A 17,639-nucleotide genomic window follows, 5' to 3' on the forward strand; every position below is an offset into this window, starting at 1 on the left:
GATTGCTCCGTCTTTCATTACCGCTCCATGCGAAGCGATAAATTATCCGGTATTAGCTACCGTTTCCGGTAGTTATCCCGGTCTTACGGGCAGGTTGCCTACGTGTTACTCACCCGTCCGCCGCTAACCAAGAGCGATCCGAAGATCGCTAAGGTCCGCTCGACTTGCATGTATTAGGCACGCCGCCAGCGTTCGTCCTGAGCCAGGATCAAACTCTCCAAGAAAGGTCGAACTTCGTTCGACCGACGATTGAAAATGGGTCAAACTCGGCTGAGTCGATCATTTTCAATCCGCATCTTCGAAAGAGCTCTTAGCTCATTTTGAATCTGACGAGAAATAATGAATTTTTCGATTGAGCAAAGCCTAATCGGAAATTTCATTATATAAATTCTCATTGTTTGCTCCGCAAACCATCCAGCCATAGGCTTGAACAGGTTTGCTTCGCGTTTCGGTTTCGTTGCCGAAACCTCATATCTCACTCGTTGTTCAGTTTTCAAAGATCAAACATTTCGTTTTCGCCGCCGCCGTTGTGTTCAGCAGCAACTTTTATAATATATCATGTTTTGTTTCTTAATGCAAGCTTTTTTTGAAAGTTTGTTGAAAAACATTTTAAAAGCTGCATTCTATTTCATCATGTCTTTGTGAAGACAAGAATTAATATAACACAGCTTCGTTAAGTATGTCAACTATTTAATTTGAAGATAAAACTTCTTCAATGTACAATTGGGGTTTTTGCGCTAAATTAATAATTTCGCCGCCAATGGACACCATAGGACGCGTCGGTTGATTTCGGTCCGTAAACACGATTTCCCCGATTTGATGATTACTAAGCCGTACCTTTGTGCCGTTGTGGAACTCCGTCGCCTTTTGGATAAATATTCGGACGAGCGTCGGATCCAGCTTGCCGAATGCCTCGGAATGAATTTGCTCCAACACGATGTACGGCGACTGAGCCTTCCGGTAAATTCGGCGAAGAGTCATGGCATGGAAAATATCCGTGATCCCCACGATTTTGGCGTAGACATGGATTTTGCTGCCCTCAAGCCGAAGCGGATAACCCGTTCCATCGATTTTTTCGTGATGCTGAAGCGCCGCAAGCCTGACGCCTTCGTTGATGGCTTTGACGTTTTTTAGGATTTGGTAGCCGTATGCCGTATGCCTGCGCATCTCCTCCGCTTCCGCAACGGTCAGAGGACTGGGTTTATACAATATCGCCGGATCGATCTTGGCATTTCCGATATCATGGAAAAGGCCCGCAAACGCGGCCTGCATCCAATCCTTCTGCTGCAGCCCGCTCCATTTGGCAAGCAAATACGAAGAAAGTGCGCATAATACGCTGTTATGGAATATATAGTCATACTCATTCATCGTTCTTGGGACGAACGTCAACGGATTATATTCCTTGATATGTCCGATAGCCGCTTCGAGTTGGTTGCGAAGCTCATATATCGGCAGCCCCCCGGCAATAACGGATTGATGAGCGCTTTTCATCAACGAAATCAATTTTTCGTATTCCTCATAAAAAGAGGCCATTTTGGTCGGCAATGCCGGGTCGTCCACTGCCCGCTCGTATGCGGCCGCGACCTGGCCCACAGCGTTTGAGAATCCGTTTTGGGGTTCCGCCTCCCCCATATCCACTTCGACCTGCGGCACCATAAAAGCACGCAAAATATCCAAATCGCGCGGGAGGAGAACCGTGCCTTTGCGCATCAGCAATCCGCCCAGCGGTGTATGTACATCTTTTTCTAGCTTGATACCAGGTTTCAATTCGGAAATAGATATGCTGGCCATAACGATGATTCCCTCGCTAACTTTTATCCATGGATAATGGCAATATACTCCATTATATTACGTAAAGCAGGTCTGTACAATCTTTATTAACAGTTTATGAAACGACGATGTTCCCCTTTTTTGGCATAAATGAAAACAATGAGTTTTTTTTATATCCAGATGGTTTGAACAAAAAAAGAGCACAGCTTCTGATCGCTCAAAAGCCATGCTCTTTCGATTATCGTTTACGCTTCATCGGAGGAATCGTCCGCGTCCGAATTCGCTTCCTCTTCTGCTCCATTCGCCGGCGCTTCCGCGTCGGACGAAGGATTCATTCCGTTCTCCTCGGACTCAACGCCTTCTTCTCCTTCTTCCGGCTCCTCGCTCTTATCGACGCGGCATACCGTGGCAACGGTATCGTCCTCGCGGATGTTGATGAGCTTCACGCCCTGCGTATAACGGCCCATAATGGAAATGCCGTCGATGCTGGTGCGGATCAGGGTACCGCTCGACGTAATGATCATCAGATCCTCATCCGGTTTTACGACCTTGAGGCCTACGACCGGACCGTTTTTCTCGGTCACGTTCAACGTCTTGATCCCCTTGCCGCCGCGTGTTTGCGAACGGTAATCGCTCAGAGGCGTCCGCTTGCCGTACCCCTTCGCCGTAACGATCAGCGTGTCCAGATCCTTGTCGACGACGTCCATGCCGATGACATGATCGTCATCATCCAGCGTGATCCCTTTGACGCCGGTTGCGCTCCGGCCCATGGAACGAACGTCGTTTTCCGAGAACCGGATCGACATTCCCTGTGCCGTCGCCATGATGACTTCCTGCTGGCCGTCGGTTAATTTGACCTCGATCAGGGAATCATCTTCACGTAGGTTGATTGCGATCAAACCGCCTTTGCGGATATTGACGTAATCCTCAAGCGGCGTTTTTTTGACGATCCCGCTCCGCGTTACGAAGAACAGGTATTTGTCGTTTTCGAACTCTTCCACCGGAATGACGGCATTGATCGTCTCTCCCTGTTCGATCTGGATCAGGTTGATGATCGCCGTGCCCCGGGCGGTTCGGCTAAGCTCAGGAATCTCATACGCTTTAAGCCGGTACACCTTGCCCCGATCGGTAAAGAACATCAGGTAATGGTGGGAGTTGGTGACGAACAAATGCTCGACGAAATCCTCGTCCTTCGTATCCATCCCCACGACGCCGCGTCCGCCGCGTTTTTGGCTGCGGTACGTATTGGCCGGCAGCCGTTTGACGTAGCCGGTATGCGTAATGGTGATGACCACTTCCTCGCGCGGAATGAGATCCTCGTCCAAAATGCTCTCTTCGCCAATCGTAATTTCGGTACGGCGCTCATCGGCGAAACGTTCTTTGATTTCGATCAGCTCGTTGCTGATGATTTCCAGCACCAAATGCTGGTTGGCCAAAATTTCTTTATATTCGGCAATCTTAACCATCAGTTCCTGGTATTCATTTTCTATTTTCTCGCGTTCCAGTCCGGTCAGGCGCTGCAAACGCATCTCGAGAATCGCTTGCGTCTGCTCGTTGCTCAGTCCGAAGCGTTCGATCAAACGATCGCGGGCGATATCGGTCGTTTGCGAGGAACGGATAATCGAGATGACTTCGTCCAAATGATCCAAAGCGACGCGCAAACCTTCGAGAATATGGGCGCGCGCTTCGGCTTTTTTCAAATCGTATTCCGTCCGCCGGCGAATAACCTCGACCTGATGCTCCAGGTAGTAGTTCAAAACGTCCCTTAAGCTCAGCACCTTCGGTTCGTTTTTGACGATCGCCAGCATATTGATGCCGAACGTGGATTGCATCGCCGTATGCTTGTACAAATTGTTCAGCATAACGCTCGGGTTCACGTCACGGCGAAGTTCGACGACGACCCGCATACCGTTACGGTCGGATTCGTCCCGCAGGTCGGTAATGCCGTCCAGTCTTTTTTCGCGCACGAGTTCCGCGATTTTTTCGACCAGACGGGCCTTGTTGACCTGGTACGGAAGCTCGGTAACGATAATCCGCGCCTTGCCGTTGTTCTCTTCAATCTCGGCTTTGGCACGCATCGTGACGGAGCCGCGGCCGGTTTCGTAAGCCTGGCGGATGCCATGGCGTCCGAGGACATAACCGGCGGTCGGGAAATCCGGCCCCTTAATATATTCCATCAATTCCAGTGAAGTAATGTCGGGATTTTTGATCAGGGCAAGCACCCCGTCAATGACCTCGCCGAGATTATGCGGCGGAATATTCGTCGCCATCCCGACGGCGATACCCGAAACGCCATTCACCAAAAGGTTCGGATACCGCGCAGGCAGCACGACGGGCTCCAGCTCTTCACCGTCATAGTTTTCTGTAAAATCAATGGTTTCTTTGTTAATGTCGCGCAGCATCTCCTGGGCGATCTTCGAAAGCCGTGCTTCGGTATAACGCATCGCGGCCGGAGCGTCTCCGTCGATGGAGCCAAAGTTGCCGTGCCCTTCGACAAGCATATAGCGCATCGAAAAATCCTGGGCCATGCGGACCATTGTCTCATAAGCAGGCGCGTCACCGTGCGGATGGTACTTACCGATGACCTCGCCGACGATTCTCGCCGATTTTTTAAACGGCTTATCCGGCGACAAGCCAAGCTCCGACATCGCATAGAGCACGCGCCGGTGTACCGGCTTGAGTCCATCGCGCACATCCGGCAAAGCCCGGCTCACAATGATGCTCATCGCATAGTCCATAAAGGACTCGCGCATTTCCACACCAATGTCCCGCTCCTTAATCTGGGGATTTTTTTCTTCCGCCATGGTGGACCTCCTCCATTTCCCTCAACAAACAAGCATACGGCCTATATAGAATCAACGAATCTTTTACTTCCATACGGGCATAAAACGGCAAGCCGCAATCCGCCGGCGAACGGGGAAAGCAGTACCGCTTCATGTGCCAAAATAGATAAAAACCACTAATCTTTATTATATTACTTTCACAAAAAGAGCACAATTAAACGTTTGGCCTTGTCTAGATGACCGGTCGCCCAACTTGCCTCTGTTCTGGGGATTCGCCCTACCCTCTTCCTGCCCGGGACATATACTGATAGGCAAAAGGATTTATGTTTCGGGAGTCTAAAATTTCAATTATCCATATCTTCATATTATACCATTCATTTGCTCCCTTGTCCTATGTTTTACGCATTCCATGAAGCATTTTACAATTCTCGACCGCCTTTGTTCCCCCTGCTTCCTACTACAACCTTCACGGAAAGGATGCGATGACTTGTCCATACAGCGTGTTTCGAGCAAATGGGCCAAAACCAAGGTGCTGATGCGCAATAAACAAACTGCGGCCTATATTCCCCTTACGATGAAATACTCGCAGGATGCGCTTAACGAAATGCTGAAAGACGAAACGATGGTGTACATCAAACCCGATGTCGGGACGTACGGCAACGGCGTGATGTGCGCCGAGCGTTTTACGGAAACCGAAGATTCCGTAGAAATCCAAAACGGGACATCCGTCCCCGAACGATACAGGCTTCATTACGGTACCAGCATCGAGGAATTCAATTCCTTAAATGACCTTCACCGTGCCGTACGCAACCAGATCGGCAAAAAGGTTTATCTTATCCAGCACGGCATTGCCAAACTTAAACACAAGGACCGTTCTTTCGACCTCAGGGTCTTGACGCAAAAAACGCCTCATGGCACCTGGGAGTCGACAGGCGTAATTGCTCGGGTGGCGGCCAAAAACAAAGTCATCACCAACTACCACAGCGGCGGCTCGGCAAAACTTCTTCATGAGGTGCTTAGCGATCATGCTTCCCGGCAAGAAATCAACGCGCTTGAAAAACAGCTGTACGCCCTGGGCGAGGATACGGGGAAACAGCTGCAGAAGGAATACCCGCGATTAAAAGAGCTCGGTCTGGACATCGCCCTGGACAAAGACTTGTATCCATGGATTTTGGAGGTGAACACGCTCCCGGCTATTTTTCCGTTCAAAAAGTTCTTCAAGGACAAAAGCGTGTACCGCCGCATCGAGCGATATGCGATCGCTTATGGGCGCATTTCCGCTCCCAAGGGCCGACGCAAATCGAAGGCATAAGCAAAAATACGCAAAAAAAAGAAGGAGCCGCGCGGGCTCCTTCCTGTCTTGATTTAAATATCCAGGTTTTTGACGTGTTTGGCATGCTCGTGGATGAAGTCGCGGCGAGGTTCGACGTTATCCCCCATCAGGGTATCGAACAAAATATCCGCCTGCATCGCATCCTCGATCGTCACCTGCAGCATGGTGCGGCTATCAGGGTCCATCGTCGTTTCCCAAAGCTGTTCAGGGTTCATCTCGCCCAAACCTTTGTAACGCTGGATCGTATATTTCGCGTTTTCGCCGAAGGAAGCGATGATTTCGTCGCGCTCCTTCTCCGAATTGGCGTACCGAATCGTTTTGTTGCGCTCGATCTTGAACAATGGCGGCTGCGCGATGTACACGTACCCCGCTTCTAGCAGCTGCCGCATATACCGGTAGAAGAACGTCAGCAGCAGCGTACGGATGTGCGCTCCGTCGACGTCGGCATCGGTCATGATAATCAGCTTATGGTAACGAGCCTTCGAGATATCGAAGTCTTCATCGCCGATCCCCGTCCCCATGGCCGTAACCATGGCGCGAATCTCCATGTTGGACAAGATGCGGTCCAGTCTCGCTTTTTCCACGTTCAAAATTTTACCGCGAATCGGCAAAATCGCCTGGAAGTGCCGGTCACGGCCTTGTTTGGCCGAGCCGCCGGCGGAGTCGCCTTCGACGATGTACAGCTCGCAGATCGATGCGTCCTTGGAGGAGCAGTCGGCCAGCTTGCCCGGCAGCGCGCTGATTTCCAACGCACTTTTGCGGCGCGTCAGTTCGCGGGCTTTGCGGGCGGCTTCGCGGGCACGGGATGCCTGCAGCGCTTTTTCCAGGATCCGTTTGGATACGGCAGGGTTTTCGCCCAAAAACTCCTGCAGCTTCTCGGAAAACAGGGATTCCACGATGCCGCGCACTTCGCTGTTGCCCAGCTTGGTTTTGGTCTGGCCTTCGAACTGGGGCTCCGGAATCTTGACGGAAATGATGGCCGTCAGACCCTCGCGGACGTCGTCGCCGGTCAGGTTGCCGTTGCTGTCTTTAATCATGCCGCTTTTGCGGGCATAATCGTTGATGATCCGCGTCAGCGCGCTCTTAAAGCCGGATTCGTGCGTACCGCCTTCATGCGTGTTGATGTTATTCGCGAAAGAATAAATATTCTCCGTATAGCTATCGTTGTACTGCAGCGCGATTTCGACCTGGATCATGTCGCGCGCGCCTTCGACGTAAATCGGCTGCTCATGGAGCGGTTCCTTTTTCTCGTTCAAATATTTGACGTATTCGATAATCCCGCCCTCGTATTTGAAGTAGTTGGAAGCGCCCGTCCGTTCGTCCGTCAACGTCAGGGCAATGCCTTTGTTCAGGAAAGCCAGTTCTCTGATCCGGGTAAGCAGCGTGTTGTAGTCGTATTCCGTGGTCTCGGTGAAAATTTCCGGATCGGGCAGGAACGTTACCGTCGTACCGTGATCATCGGTGTCCCCGATGATTTTGATATCGTATTGAGGAACGCCGCGATGGTATTCCTGCTGATAGATATGGCCGTCACGCTTGACCTGCACGACCACTTTGGTCGACAGCGCGTTCACGACAGACACGCCCACGCCGTGCAAACCGCCGGAAACCTTGTATCCGCCGCCGCCGAATTTACCGCCTGCATGCAGAACGGTCATAACGACTTCAAGCGTGGATTTTTTCATCTTGGGATGTTCGCCGACCGGAATGCCCCGCCCGTTATCGACGACGGTAATGCTGTTATCCTTGTGAACGATGACCTCGATGTGATCGCATATGCCGGCCATCGCTTCGTCGATACTGTTGTCCACAACTTCCCATACGAGATGGTGAAGGCCTTTGGAGCTTGTGGACCCGATATACATACCTGGACGTTTGCGGACGGCTTCCAGACCCTCCAGAACCTGAATCTGACTCTCATCATATTGCGGTTGATTCATAGACATGCCTGTCACCTACTTCTATAAATTCTAAATCTGCTGTTGCGAGTACAACTGCATGGAAAAGGAATCTCCTGCTAGGGATATTGCAACATCGTAAATAAAAAATCGCGCTTTATCGCAGCAAAAACTCTCGTGCGAAACCGTCTTGCCGGATTCAGAGAGTTCAACCCATGATTTTCGTATATATTAAGCGTTGGCCACAAATACCTTCGCCCGTTTTTTGAGTGTCGACGAGGAAATCGGGGAATAATAAACCGTGCTCTTCGTGATCACGATCGACTTGGGCTCCTCTTCGCCGATGAACTCCACGTTTTTGTGCTCGCAGGCGTGACTGACAAACTGCTTGGATATTTTTGAGGATTTCTCGATCGAAACGTCGAAAATGGCGACCAATTCCGCGGAGCGGATAATTCTTTCGCCGCCCAGGTGAATATACATACTCCCAACTCCTTAAGAGCCAATCCGTCCGTCGTGGACGTGAAAAACGCTGGCCTTTTTCAGTTTATCGGTATTCAGGCTCTCGATCCCCGTCGCCGTGATAAAGGTTTGCACTTTGGTCTGAAAGGTTTCGATCAGCTGCGTCTGGCGGTAAGGATCCAGTTCGGACAACACGTCATCCAAAAGCAGGACGGGATATTCGCCGATCTCTTCATGGATCAGTTCGATTTCCGCCAGTTTCAGCGACAGTGCCGTAGTGCGCTGCTGCCCCTGGGATCCGTAGGTCTGCACTTCCTTGCCGTTGATATAAAAGGCCACATCGTCGCGATGAGGCCCGGCAAGCGTCATCCCGCGCCGAAGCTCCTGATCTTTCAGTTGTGATAATTTTAACATAAATTGTTCGAAAAGATAAGCTTCATCTTCCTCCGCCTCTTCGCCAAACGACGGAACATAGACAAGCTTGAGGTCCTCGCTGCCGTTCGTAATGCCGTGGTGGATGGACTCGGCCCATTTTTGCAGCTTTAAGATAAATTGTTTCCTCTTTTTGATGATTTTAACACCATGTTCGGCAAGCTGCTGGTCCCAGACCTCCAGAAGCCCCTGCTGCGGCTTGTCCTTGCCCCACATTTGCTTGAGCAGGTTGTTCCGCTGGTTCAGCACTTTCTGGTACTGCTGCAAATGGTATAAATACCCCGGTTGAACCTGTCCGATCTCCATGTCAAGAAAACGCCGGCGTACGCCTGGCGTTCCCTTTACGATTTCCAGGTCCTCGGGCGCAAACATGACGACGTTCAGCGATCCGATGAAATCGCTCAGTTTGCGCTGCTCCAGACCGTTGATTTTTGCTTTCTTCCCTTGCGGGGATAAATTCAAGTCGAGCGTCAGCTGTCCGTATTTCCGTTCCACCGCCGCGGAAACATGCGCGCTTTTTTCCTGGAAGGAGATGAGCTCGCGGTCTCTCGAGGTCCGGTGGCTTTTCGTTAAGGCCAGAACAAAAATAGCTTCAACCAAATTGGTCTTCCCCTGGGCGTTTTGCCCGATCAGCAGATTGACGTCGCTGAAGGAATCCAATCGGAGCTCTTCGTAGTTGCGGTAATGCTGCAGGCTGATGCTTTTTACAAACACGTATGCTTCCTCCCCATCTCCCGCCGAATCGACCCGCGCCGGAGCACGTCTTTATGAGGAGTATATCAGGACTCCCTGGATACGGTAAACTCGCCGCAATCCTCTACGCTCACCCGATCGCCCGGATACAGCTTGCGCCCCCGGCGTTCCTCAGGCTCTCCATTCACAAGCACATGGCCTTCCGCAAGAAGGGCTTTCGCCATCCCGCCTGTGGATATGCAATCGGCCAGCTTCAAAAATTGATCCAGCTTGATATATTCACTGTGGATAAATATTTTTTTCATCGCAAACGCCCTTCCTGTTGATAACTTTGGCTGCTTTAGTTCGTTGTCCGGTAAGGCAAAATGACGTAAGAGCTTTGGCTGTCATCCAACGGCTTGAGGATAATCGGGCTCATCATGCCGGTAAAGGCGATCATCAGCTGTTCGCTTTCCACGATTTTCAGCACGTCGAGCATATATTTGGAGTTAAAGGAGATGCGCAGCGGCTCGCCTTTGAAGTCGATGACATCCAGTTCTTCGCGCACTTTCCCGAGCTCGGACGAGCTGGACGAAATTTCGATCCCGCCGTTTTCCATCGTCTGCAGGCGAACGATGTTCGTTTTTTCCTCGCGGGACAACAAATAAGCGCGGTCGATCGACTCGCTCAATTTTTTGGTGTCCAAAATCAGTTCTGTTTTGTAGGTTGTCGGAATAATTCTAGTAGTATCCGGGTAAATGCCATCCAGAATACGGGAATAGAACAGGACGCGGTCCAGCTTGAACAGCACCTGGTTGTCGGCCACGACGATATCGATCAGCGTGTTTTGGTCCGGAATGATTTTGCTCAGCTCGTTCAGCGTTTTGCCGGCAATGACGACATTGCTGAACTTCACGTCATCCGCTCCCTCCAGGTGGGCCGAACGCGTGGCAAGGCGGTGGCGGTCCGTCGCCGTAAATTTCAGGTCGTTATGGTCCAGGTTCCAAAGGACGCCGGTCAAAATCGGAGTCGTCTCCTGCGTGGAGATGGCAAACACCGTCTGGCGGATCATGTTTTTCAGCAGCGCTCCCGGGAGGGAAATCGTCTGGTTGCCTTCGATGTCAGGCAGCACCGGGAATTCCTCCGGATCCAGCCCGACCATTTGAATTTCCGTCGAACCGGAAGAAATGAAGGTCTGGAATTGCTCTTTGACCTCCATTTGGATTTCTTGGGAAGGCAGCTTTTTGATGATTTCCACGAAAAACTTGGCAGGCAAAACGACGCTGCCGATTCTCTCCACCTGCACGATCGTCCGGTCGGCATCTTCGGCTGGAATAAACGATTGAATGGAAATGTCCGTATCGCTGGCGGTCAGCGTCACCCCTTGGTAGGTCACGTCCAGCTTGATGCCTCCGAGAATCGGAATGGTAGTGCGGCTGGAAATCGCTTTGGATACATGCTGAATGGATTCGTTAAGGACGTTTTTGAGAATGCTGATTTTCATCTTTTCACTCCTAGCAGGAAATTTCGGCTGGCAGAGGCAGCATGATGTCCGTTCCTCTTTTGCGCAGCTTTTATGGTTATATTTTTTATATTTAAAACATAGTAATAGCAGTAGGGGCGCTGAATATGTGGATAAGCCCACGAAACCTCAACAAATTAAGCCTATCCACATGTGTATAGATTGTGCATAGGCTTTGAACTTGTTCAGGTCGGATTTTTGATTTTTTCTGTAATGTTATTGATCACTTTAAACAGATCCTGGTCGGTTTTCAGCGACTGGGATATTTTTTCGTGCGCATGGATCACCGTCGTATGGTCCCGGCCTCCGAAAGCTTCCCCGATTTTGGGCAGGGAAAAATCCGTCAGCTCGCGCGAGAGATACATGGCGATCTGGCGAGGGAAGGCGACGGCTTTGGTTCGTTTGCGCGCCTTAAAGTCTTCCAGCTTCAAATTGTAGTATTCCCCGACTTTCTGCTGGATGTCCTGGATGGTGATCATCTTCGGACGGCTGGAAGGGATGATGTCCTTCAGCGCTTCGGCAGCCAGGTGCGTGGTGACGTCCTGATTGGTGAGCGACGAATAGGCGACGACCCGGATAAGGGCGCCCTCGAGCTCCCGGATGTTCGTGTCGATCTGGTTGGCGATGTACATCATCGCTTCGTTCGGGATGTCGAGATTTTCGGCCTTCGCTTTTTTGCGCAAAATGGCGATCCGCGTTTCCAAGTCCGGCGGCTGAATGTCGGTGATGAGTCCCCATTCGAAACGGGAACGCAGCCGGTCTTCCAGCGTCGGAATTTCCTTCGGCGGCCTGTCGCTGGAGATGATGATTTGCTTCTGTTCCTCATGCAGCGCGTTAAATGTATGGAAAAATTCCTCCTGAGTCGATTCTTTCCCAGCCAGGAATTGAATGTCGTCAATCAGCAAAATGTCTACGTTGCGATATTTGTTGCGAAAGCTTTCCGCCCGGTTGTCCCGGATGGAGTTGATGAATTCATTCGTGAATTTCTCCGAGGAAATGTACACGACGCGGCTTGCAGGGTTATGTTCCAGAATGTAATGGCCGATCGCATGCATCAAGTGCGTTTTTCCCAGCCCGACCCCTCCGTACAAAAACAAAGGGTTGTATGCTTTGGCCGGCGCCTCGGCGACGGCGAGCGATGCCGCATGGGCGAACCGGTTCCCGGATCCGATCACGAACGTATCGAAGGTGTATTTCGGATTCAGCATATGGGTGAATGCTTCTTCTTGGGTCACCTGAGGCATTGGAGCGGGCTGCTGGGGAACGACTTCTGCAGGCTTGTTCTCTTCGATGACGAATTTCACGTCAACCTGTTTGCCAAGCACTTCATAGATCGTCGAGCTGACGAGCTTGGTATAGCGGCTTTCCAACCATTCAACAGCAAAGGTCGTAGGCGCGGAAATGACAATGGAGTGGTCATTCATTTGGATCGCTTTTGTTGCTTTAAACCAGGTGTCGAAGCTCGGCTTGCTTAGTTTGGTATGAATAATAGATAGGATTTGCTGCCATAATTCGGAAGTATGGCTGTCCACTAACTGTCACTCCTTTAAATCTTCCAAATGCGGCATTGGCCTCCGCTACTTGAGTGGAATTGTCGAAAAAAAATGAAACATGAAGTATTTATCCCCAAGTTTCACGGTCTGGAGAAAATAAAAAAAGTGGATAAATTAAAATTGTTCACAAGTTTATCCACAGCCTGTTAATAATATTATGGGTGAAAACAGATATTCACAACCAAAAGTAATATAATCATAGCAAAAGAATCCCTTTTTATCAATGTATGCGTCCATTTTATCCACAAATTCAATAAGTTGTGTATAAATCATATTCACAACACTATATATTGTTTATAAATTGTTTAAGTTTCGACAGTATTCCTAAAAACGGAAAATCGGTTGTGCACAGGTTGTGCCGGAAAAAGGGAAGTCGAGGCGATTTATGTGAACAAGTGGATAAGTAAGGTCTGTGGATTTTTACATGCTGCGACGAAAGATGCCTGTGGAAAACCTTGCTGTGCCCCTCCAGCCGAAATTTGGGGGAGCGGTTTGAAAGGGAGGAAACGTTCGTCCTGTGGATGATTCTTTTTGGACTGAGCTTTTATAATGAAATACGGATGGTCATTGTGGTCATTGCCCCGGATCAGAAGTAGAGTTCCCGATTTTGGGCTTGGCGGCATGCTTTAGTTCGGTTTGGAGCGGATGAACCTCTAAAAAAGAGGAAGAAGAGCGGTCGAAGGGAGAAAAAGAACGACCCAAAAGGCGGACAAGCCGGATTCGGCCGAATTTCGGATGCGAAAAGGGGAAGGGTTCAGGTTGACTTTTGGCCCTTGACATGGTTAAATGTATAAAGGCATTTTCTGTGTGAATGAAAATGAATTAACCATAAAGGTTATTTTAAATCCTGTAAGGGGGTGCGCAATACATGAGACCTACATTTAAACCAAATGTAAGCAAACGCAAAAAGGTACATGGCTTCCGGAAAAGAATGAGCACGAAAAACGGCCGTAAAGTGCTGGCAGCTCGTCGTCAGAAGGGCAGAAAAGTATTGAGTGCGTAAATTTCGTGCATAAAGACCACCGCGGTGGTCTTTTTTTCTTCAATGAGATGGACATTCCAGGATCGGAGTGCGGTTTTGGGGCAGGAATCCGGCAGAAGCACCCGAAAAAGAGGGAGAAACGATTTTGCCGCTTCCGGTTTATCGGTATGGCGGAATGCCAATACTGGTAAATGCGTTTTTCTTTTGGATCAGGATGCGGATGCGGTCGTGCCGGCCGGCTGCCGGCGCTTGAAATTGCTGAAAGCGTTTCGTCCGAAGCCGCGGTTCGCCGTCTGTTTTTTCCTACTATTATATGAAGCAAAAATTTTCAATAGGATGGAGGCGGGGGCAGTATGCGAAATGCGCCCCGTTTTCCGGGCCAAAGGGATCGGTTGTATCCCGAATCGCAAGATTGATGATAAGAATCGAAAAAGATGTTTTAAGAGGATGGTATTGGTCTTCAGCGAAGGCAGGGGGCGGTTCGTTTGCCGCCAAAAATGCTTTCGCCGACGATGGCCCTCGCTTTCTTAAATTTCTTCATGCTTATTATCAAGAAATGACCGCCTGAGCATACCGGGCGGAGAAGCAGGCAGGGGATCGGGTTGCATAAAAGTTTACGATTACGAAACCGCGCGGACTTCAGTCGCGTATATCGCCATGGGAAGTCTTTTGCGAACCATCAGTTCGTCGTGTATTGGTTCCGCAAAAAAGAGGTAGAGAAATTTCGCGTAGGGATTTCCGTCAGCAAAAAGGTGGGCAATGCCGTTGTCCGCAACCGGATGCGCCGGCTCGTGAAAGAGATCGTCCGCCACCATGAGGACCGGCTCATCGAGCATGTGGACCTTGTTTTTATCGTCCGCAAAGGCGCGCTGGATTTGCCGTACAAGGACTTGGAAAAATGCGTGCTGCACGTGCTGCGCAAGGCGTCGCTTTTAAAGCCTCCCGGCCATTGAAAGCTGGTTTCTTTGTCCAATTGTTTATGGTATGATTTACGTTGAACGGAAGTGTCCAGAGAGGGGTTATGAAGTGTCGCTATTCAAGACGAGACGAGGCAGGAAATGGATCCTCCTCACGGCAGTGTTGCTGCTTGCAGTCATGGTATTATCGGCGTGCGGTTCCAATTCGGTAACGTATACGACCGAAGACATGAAAACCAGCGGCAGTTTCTGGCAAAGAAACGTCGTTTATTATTTTTCGTTAGCGCTCGATACGTTTGCTCAGTGGTTTAACGGCGAATATGGACTGGCCGTCCTTGTGATGGTGATCATCGTGCGGACGATCATTTTGCCGCTGTCGATCAAACAGGTTCGAAGCTCCAAGGCGATGCAGGCGATTCAGCCTGAGCTTGCCAAAATCAAAGAGAAGTACAAAGACAACCCGGAAAAGCAGCAGCAGGAAACGATGCGCTTGTTCCAGGAAAACAAGGTCAATCCGATGGCGGGCTGTTTGCCGCTGATCGTGCAAATGCCCGTATTCATCGCTCTCTATAACTCGATTATTCACAATAAGTATTTGTATGAACATTCTTTCTTATGGCTCCAGCTGGGTAAGCCGGACCATACGTTCATTTTGCCTCTCCTTGCCGCAGCGACGACGTTCCTGCAAACCTGGATGATGCTTAAGATGAATCCGACCCCGCAGCAAGGGGCCATGCAGTTCATGATGTTCGTGTATCCGGTGTTGATTTTCTTCATGTCTTACCAGTTCCCGTCTGCGCTGCCTCTGTACTGGTTCTTCAGTAACCTGTACACGATCGTGCAGAACTACTTCCTCTACCGCAATAGACCGACGGCGAACGTAGCGGCCGTGTCCTCTGACGGCGGCAATGCCAGCGGCAAAGGCGGCAAGAACAAAAGCCAAGGCAACAAAGGAAACGCGGGAAAAGGCAAAAAGGGGGCCAAAAAGTCTAAATGAGCAAAGTCGTCGTATCAGGAAAAACCGTTGAAGAAGCTGTAAGACAAGGGCTGGCCCAGCTCGGGGTAAGCCAGGACCGGGTATCGGTCAATATCGTAACGCAGCCGTCAAAAGGATTCCTGGGACTGATTGGTGTCAAGGAAGCGAAGGTGGAGCTGACGCTGCTGCCCGAGCCGGAACCCGAAACCATTCCAGTCGAGACGGCAGCATCCTTGCCATTAGACCCGGCTGAGCCGGAGGCCGAACAAACAAACGCCGATCCAGATCCTTATGAAGAAGCCGTGCGATTCATTCAGGATGTCGGCAAAAGCATGGGCCTGGACGTCACCGTCGACGTGCAGCATGCGAAGGATGTCACGACGCTTCATATATTCGGGCCCGATTTGGGCCTGATCATCGGCAGAAGGGGACAAACCCTCGACGCTTTGCAGTATTTGGCCAACATCGTGGCCAACCGCTATTCGGGAAGTTACATCCGCATCGTGCTCGATGCCGAAAATTTCCGCGAGCGGCGCAAAAAAACGCTGGAGGAATTGGCTGACCGGCTTGCGGGCCGCGTCATCCGTTCCGGCAAGGAAGTCGTCCTGGAGCCGATGTCTCCGCAGGAGCGGAAAGTGATCCACGCCAAACTGCAGGATCATCCGCAGGTGAAGACATTCAGCAAAGGGGAAGAACCGAACCGGCGTATCGTCATCACATTAAAGTAACGGGAGTTTCAAGGAATCCCGGGGACTTATAGATTGTCCTAAGACGTGCATGATGTGCAATGACTTTATTCAGCTGATGCAGCTGATGAAGTCATTGCTTTTTTCGTAGATAAGGAGCTCTATCCAGGGTCTTTATGACTCGCGATTCGGGTAGAGTAGAGGTAAGGGCAAACGATCCGTACGAACAATATAAAGGAAGAGGTGAGTAACGTTGCTAAGCGATACAATTGCAGCGATTTCGACGGCGGTAGGGGAAGCGGGCATCGCGGTCATTCGCGTGAGCGGTCCTGATTCCATTGCCGAGGTAGACAACATTTTTCGCAGCAAAACGAAGCTGACGGAGGCGGAAAGCCACACCGTCCATTATGGGCATATTGTGGATCCGGAACTCGGAGAACGGGTGGAAGAGGTGCTTGTTACGGTCATGCGGGCTCCGCGTTCTTTTACGACGGAAGACGTGGTGGAGATCAGCACGCATGGCGGCGTCATTTCGGTGAAAAGGGTGATGGATCTGCTGCTACAGCAGGACATTCGGTTGGCCGAACCGGGCGAATTCACCAAACGCGCCTTCCTTAACGGACGCATCGATCTGTCGCAAGCGGAGGCGGTTATTGACCTGATCCGCTCGAAATCGGACCGGGCGTTTTCCGTGGCGCTGAAGCAGGTAGAGGGGCAGCTATCGGATCAAATCCAGAAGCTCCGCCATACGCTGGTGGAGACGCTGGCCCATATCGAGGTCAACATCGATTATCCGGAGCATGACGTCGAGTCGTTGACGGCTGAATTCATCAAGGAAAAGAGCACGGAGGTCATGCAGGGCATTACGAAGCTGCTGAAGACGGCCGAACAAGGGAAAATCCTCCGCGAAGGGATCACGACGGCGATCGTCGGACGCCCGAACGTGGGGAAATCTTCGCTGCTGAATGCACTCGCCCATACGAATCGTGCCATTGTGACGGATATTCCGGGGACGACGCGGGACGTCATCGAGGAGTTTGTCACGATCAACAACATTCCGCTGAAGCTATTGGACACGGCCGGCATTCGCGAAACGATGGACGTCGTCGAACGGATCGGGGTGGAGCGCTCCAAACATGCCGTCACCGAAGCCGATCTCATTTTGCTGGTCCTGAACGGCAGCGAGCCGCTGCATGAGGACGAACTGGAATTAATGGAACAAATCCGCGGTAGACAATCCATCGTCATTATGAATAAAATGGACTTACCTCAACAGCTGGATAAAGACGTGCTTTTGCGTTATTATCCGGAGGATTTGATCGTTCCGATGTCCGTCAAAACCCAGGAAGGCGTCGATGCGCTGGAATCGGCCATTTCGCAGCTCTTTTTCAGCGGCAGCATCGAAACCGCGGACCTCACGTATGTTAGCAATGTACGCCATATCGCCCTGCTGAAAAAAGCCTATAAATCGCTTCAGGATGCATACGATGCGGCCGAGCAGCTAATCCCGATCGACATGATCCAGATCGATGTCCGGCTGGCATGGGAGCAGCTTGGCGAAATTATCGGGGATACGGCGTCCGAATCGCTTTTGGATCAAATTTTCTCGCAATTCTGCTTAGGCAAATAAGGATGGACGACATCCTGAACATA

The 17,639-nt window shown here is 50.7% G+C and carries 14 protein-coding genes and 1 rRNA gene; 6 read left to right on the top strand and 9 right to left on the bottom strand.

All coding sequences use genetic code 11. The annotated features are described in order from the left end of the window. From KI367_RS20385 to gyrA, 3 genes are all read right to left on the bottom strand, one after another. Nucleotides 1-224: ribosomal RNA gene (locus tag KI367_RS20385) — 16S ribosomal RNA — on the bottom strand; the annotation flags it as partial. A gap of 466 nt (nt 225-690) precedes the next feature. Further along, nucleotides 691-1,791, bottom strand: a complete 1,101-nt coding sequence (locus KI367_RS20390) for an HD-GYP domain-containing protein (RefSeq protein WP_212951988.1) — start codon at nt 1,789-1,791, stop codon at nt 691-693. A gap of 224 nt (nt 1,792-2,015) precedes the next feature. After that, nucleotides 2,016-4,574, bottom strand: coding sequence for a DNA gyrase subunit A (gene gyrA, locus KI367_RS20395; RefSeq protein WP_212951990.1), 2,559 nt, complete (start codon nt 4,572-4,574; stop codon nt 2,016-2,018). Between the two features lie 466 nt (nt 4,575-5,040). Here gyrA and KI367_RS20400 point away from each other — a divergent pair, with 466 nt between their 5' ends. After that, complete coding sequence (locus KI367_RS20400) at nt 5,041-5,865, top strand: YheC/YheD family protein (RefSeq protein ID WP_212951991.1); 825 nt, start codon at nt 5,041-5,043, stop codon at nt 5,863-5,865. A 53-nt stretch (nt 5,866-5,918) separates the two neighbouring features. Here KI367_RS20400 and gyrB read toward each other — a convergent pair whose 3' ends face one another. The 6 genes from gyrB to dnaA all read right to left on the bottom strand — a co-directional run bounded on the left by gyrB (nt 5,919) and on the right by dnaA (nt 12,404). After that, nucleotides 5,919-7,832 carry a DNA topoisomerase (ATP-hydrolyzing) subunit B gene (gyrB, locus tag KI367_RS20405; protein WP_036710784.1) on the bottom strand — a complete coding sequence of 638 codons (1,914 nt, stop codon included), beginning with the start codon at nt 7,830-7,832 and terminating at the stop codon, nt 5,919-5,921. 183 nt (nt 7,833-8,015) lie between these two features. After that, nucleotides 8,016-8,267: an extracellular matrix regulator RemB gene (gene remB, locus KI367_RS20410; protein WP_036710781.1), complete on the bottom strand. Its 252-nt coding sequence runs from the start codon at nt 8,265-8,267 to the stop codon at nt 8,016-8,018. Nucleotides 8,268-8,279: 12 nt separating this feature from the next. After that, on the bottom strand, nt 8,280-9,392 hold the full coding sequence (gene recF / locus KI367_RS20415) for a DNA replication/repair protein RecF (protein ID WP_212951993.1): 1,113 nt from the start codon (nt 9,390-9,392) through the stop codon (nt 8,280-8,282). A 65-nt stretch (nt 9,393-9,457) separates the two neighbouring features. Next, nucleotides 9,458-9,676 (bottom strand): S4 domain-containing protein YaaA, encoded by a 219-nt coding sequence (gene yaaA / locus KI367_RS20420; RefSeq protein WP_212951995.1) that lies wholly within the window; start codon nt 9,674-9,676, stop codon nt 9,458-9,460. Between the two features lie 35 nt (nt 9,677-9,711). After that, nucleotides 9,712-10,854: a DNA polymerase III subunit beta gene (gene dnaN, locus KI367_RS20425; RefSeq protein WP_212951997.1), complete on the bottom strand. Its 1,143-nt coding sequence runs from the start codon at nt 10,852-10,854 to the stop codon at nt 9,712-9,714. Between the two features lie 203 nt (nt 10,855-11,057). Further along, on the bottom strand, nt 11,058-12,404 hold the full coding sequence (dnaA, locus tag KI367_RS20430; RefSeq protein WP_212951998.1) for a chromosomal replication initiator protein DnaA: 1,347 nt from the start codon (nt 12,402-12,404) through the stop codon (nt 11,058-11,060). Between the two features lie 889 nt (nt 12,405-13,293). Here dnaA and rpmH point away from each other — a divergent pair. The 5 genes from rpmH (at nt 13,294) to mnmE (ending at nt 17,616) form a co-directional block, all read left to right on the top strand. Continuing rightward, nucleotides 13,294-13,428 (top strand): 50S ribosomal protein L34, encoded by a 135-nt coding sequence (rpmH, locus tag KI367_RS20435; RefSeq protein ID WP_068778604.1) that lies wholly within the window; start codon nt 13,294-13,296, stop codon nt 13,426-13,428. 581 nt (nt 13,429-14,009) lie between these two features. Next, nucleotides 14,010-14,360 carry a ribonuclease P protein component gene (gene rnpA, locus KI367_RS20440; RefSeq protein WP_212952000.1) on the top strand — a complete coding sequence of 117 codons (351 nt, stop codon included), beginning with the start codon at nt 14,010-14,012 and terminating at the stop codon, nt 14,358-14,360. Nucleotides 14,361-14,433: 73 nt separating this feature from the next. Continuing rightward, on the top strand, nt 14,434-15,321 hold the full coding sequence (locus KI367_RS20445; RefSeq protein WP_212952002.1) for a YidC/Oxa1 family membrane protein insertase: 888 nt from the start codon (nt 14,434-14,436) through the stop codon (nt 15,319-15,321). Next, entirely contained in the window at nt 15,318-16,028 is a 711-nt protein-coding gene (gene jag, locus KI367_RS20450; RefSeq protein WP_212952004.1) for an RNA-binding cell elongation regulator Jag/EloR, read from the top strand. Before KI367_RS20445 ends, jag begins: the two co-directional genes overlap by 4 nt. A gap of 211 nt (nt 16,029-16,239) precedes the next feature. Then, nucleotides 16,240-17,616, top strand: coding sequence for a tRNA uridine-5-carboxymethylaminomethyl(34) synthesis GTPase MnmE (gene mnmE / locus KI367_RS20455; protein ID WP_212952007.1), 1,377 nt, complete (start codon nt 16,240-16,242; stop codon nt 17,614-17,616). Nucleotides 17,617-17,639 lie beyond the last annotated feature (23 nt).

The organism is Paenibacillus cookii, assembly GCF_018333375.1.
In the GTDB taxonomy this organism is placed as follows: Bacteria; Bacillota; Bacilli; order Paenibacillales; family Paenibacillaceae; genus Paenibacillus_AQ; species Paenibacillus_AQ cookii.

Coding starts and splice junctions, on each gene's coding strand:
- KI367_RS20390 (WP_212951988.1), bottom strand. CDS start 1,791: ATGGCCAGCATATCTATTTCCGAATTGAAACCTGGTATCAAGCTAGAA.
- gyrA (WP_212951990.1), bottom strand. CDS start 4,574: ATGGCGGAAGAAAAAAATCCCCAGATTAAGGAGCGGGACATTGGTGTG.
- gyrB (WP_036710784.1), bottom strand. CDS start 7,832: ATGTCTATGAATCAACCGCAATATGATGAGAGTCAGATTCAGGTTCTG.
- remB (WP_036710781.1), bottom strand. CDS start 8,267: ATGTATATTCACCTGGGCGGCGAAAGAATTATCCGCTCCGCGGAATTG.
- yaaA (WP_212951995.1), bottom strand. CDS start 9,676: ATGAAAAAAATATTTATCCACAGTGAATATATCAAGCTGGATCAATTT.
- dnaN (WP_212951997.1), bottom strand. CDS start 10,854: ATGAAAATCAGCATTCTCAAAAACGTCCTTAACGAATCCATTCAGCAT.
- rpmH (WP_068778604.1), top strand. CDS start 13,294: ATGAGACCTACATTTAAACCAAATGTAAGCAAACGCAAAAAGGTACAT.
- jag (WP_212952004.1), top strand. CDS start 15,318: ATGAGCAAAGTCGTCGTATCAGGAAAAACCGTTGAAGAAGCTGTAAGA.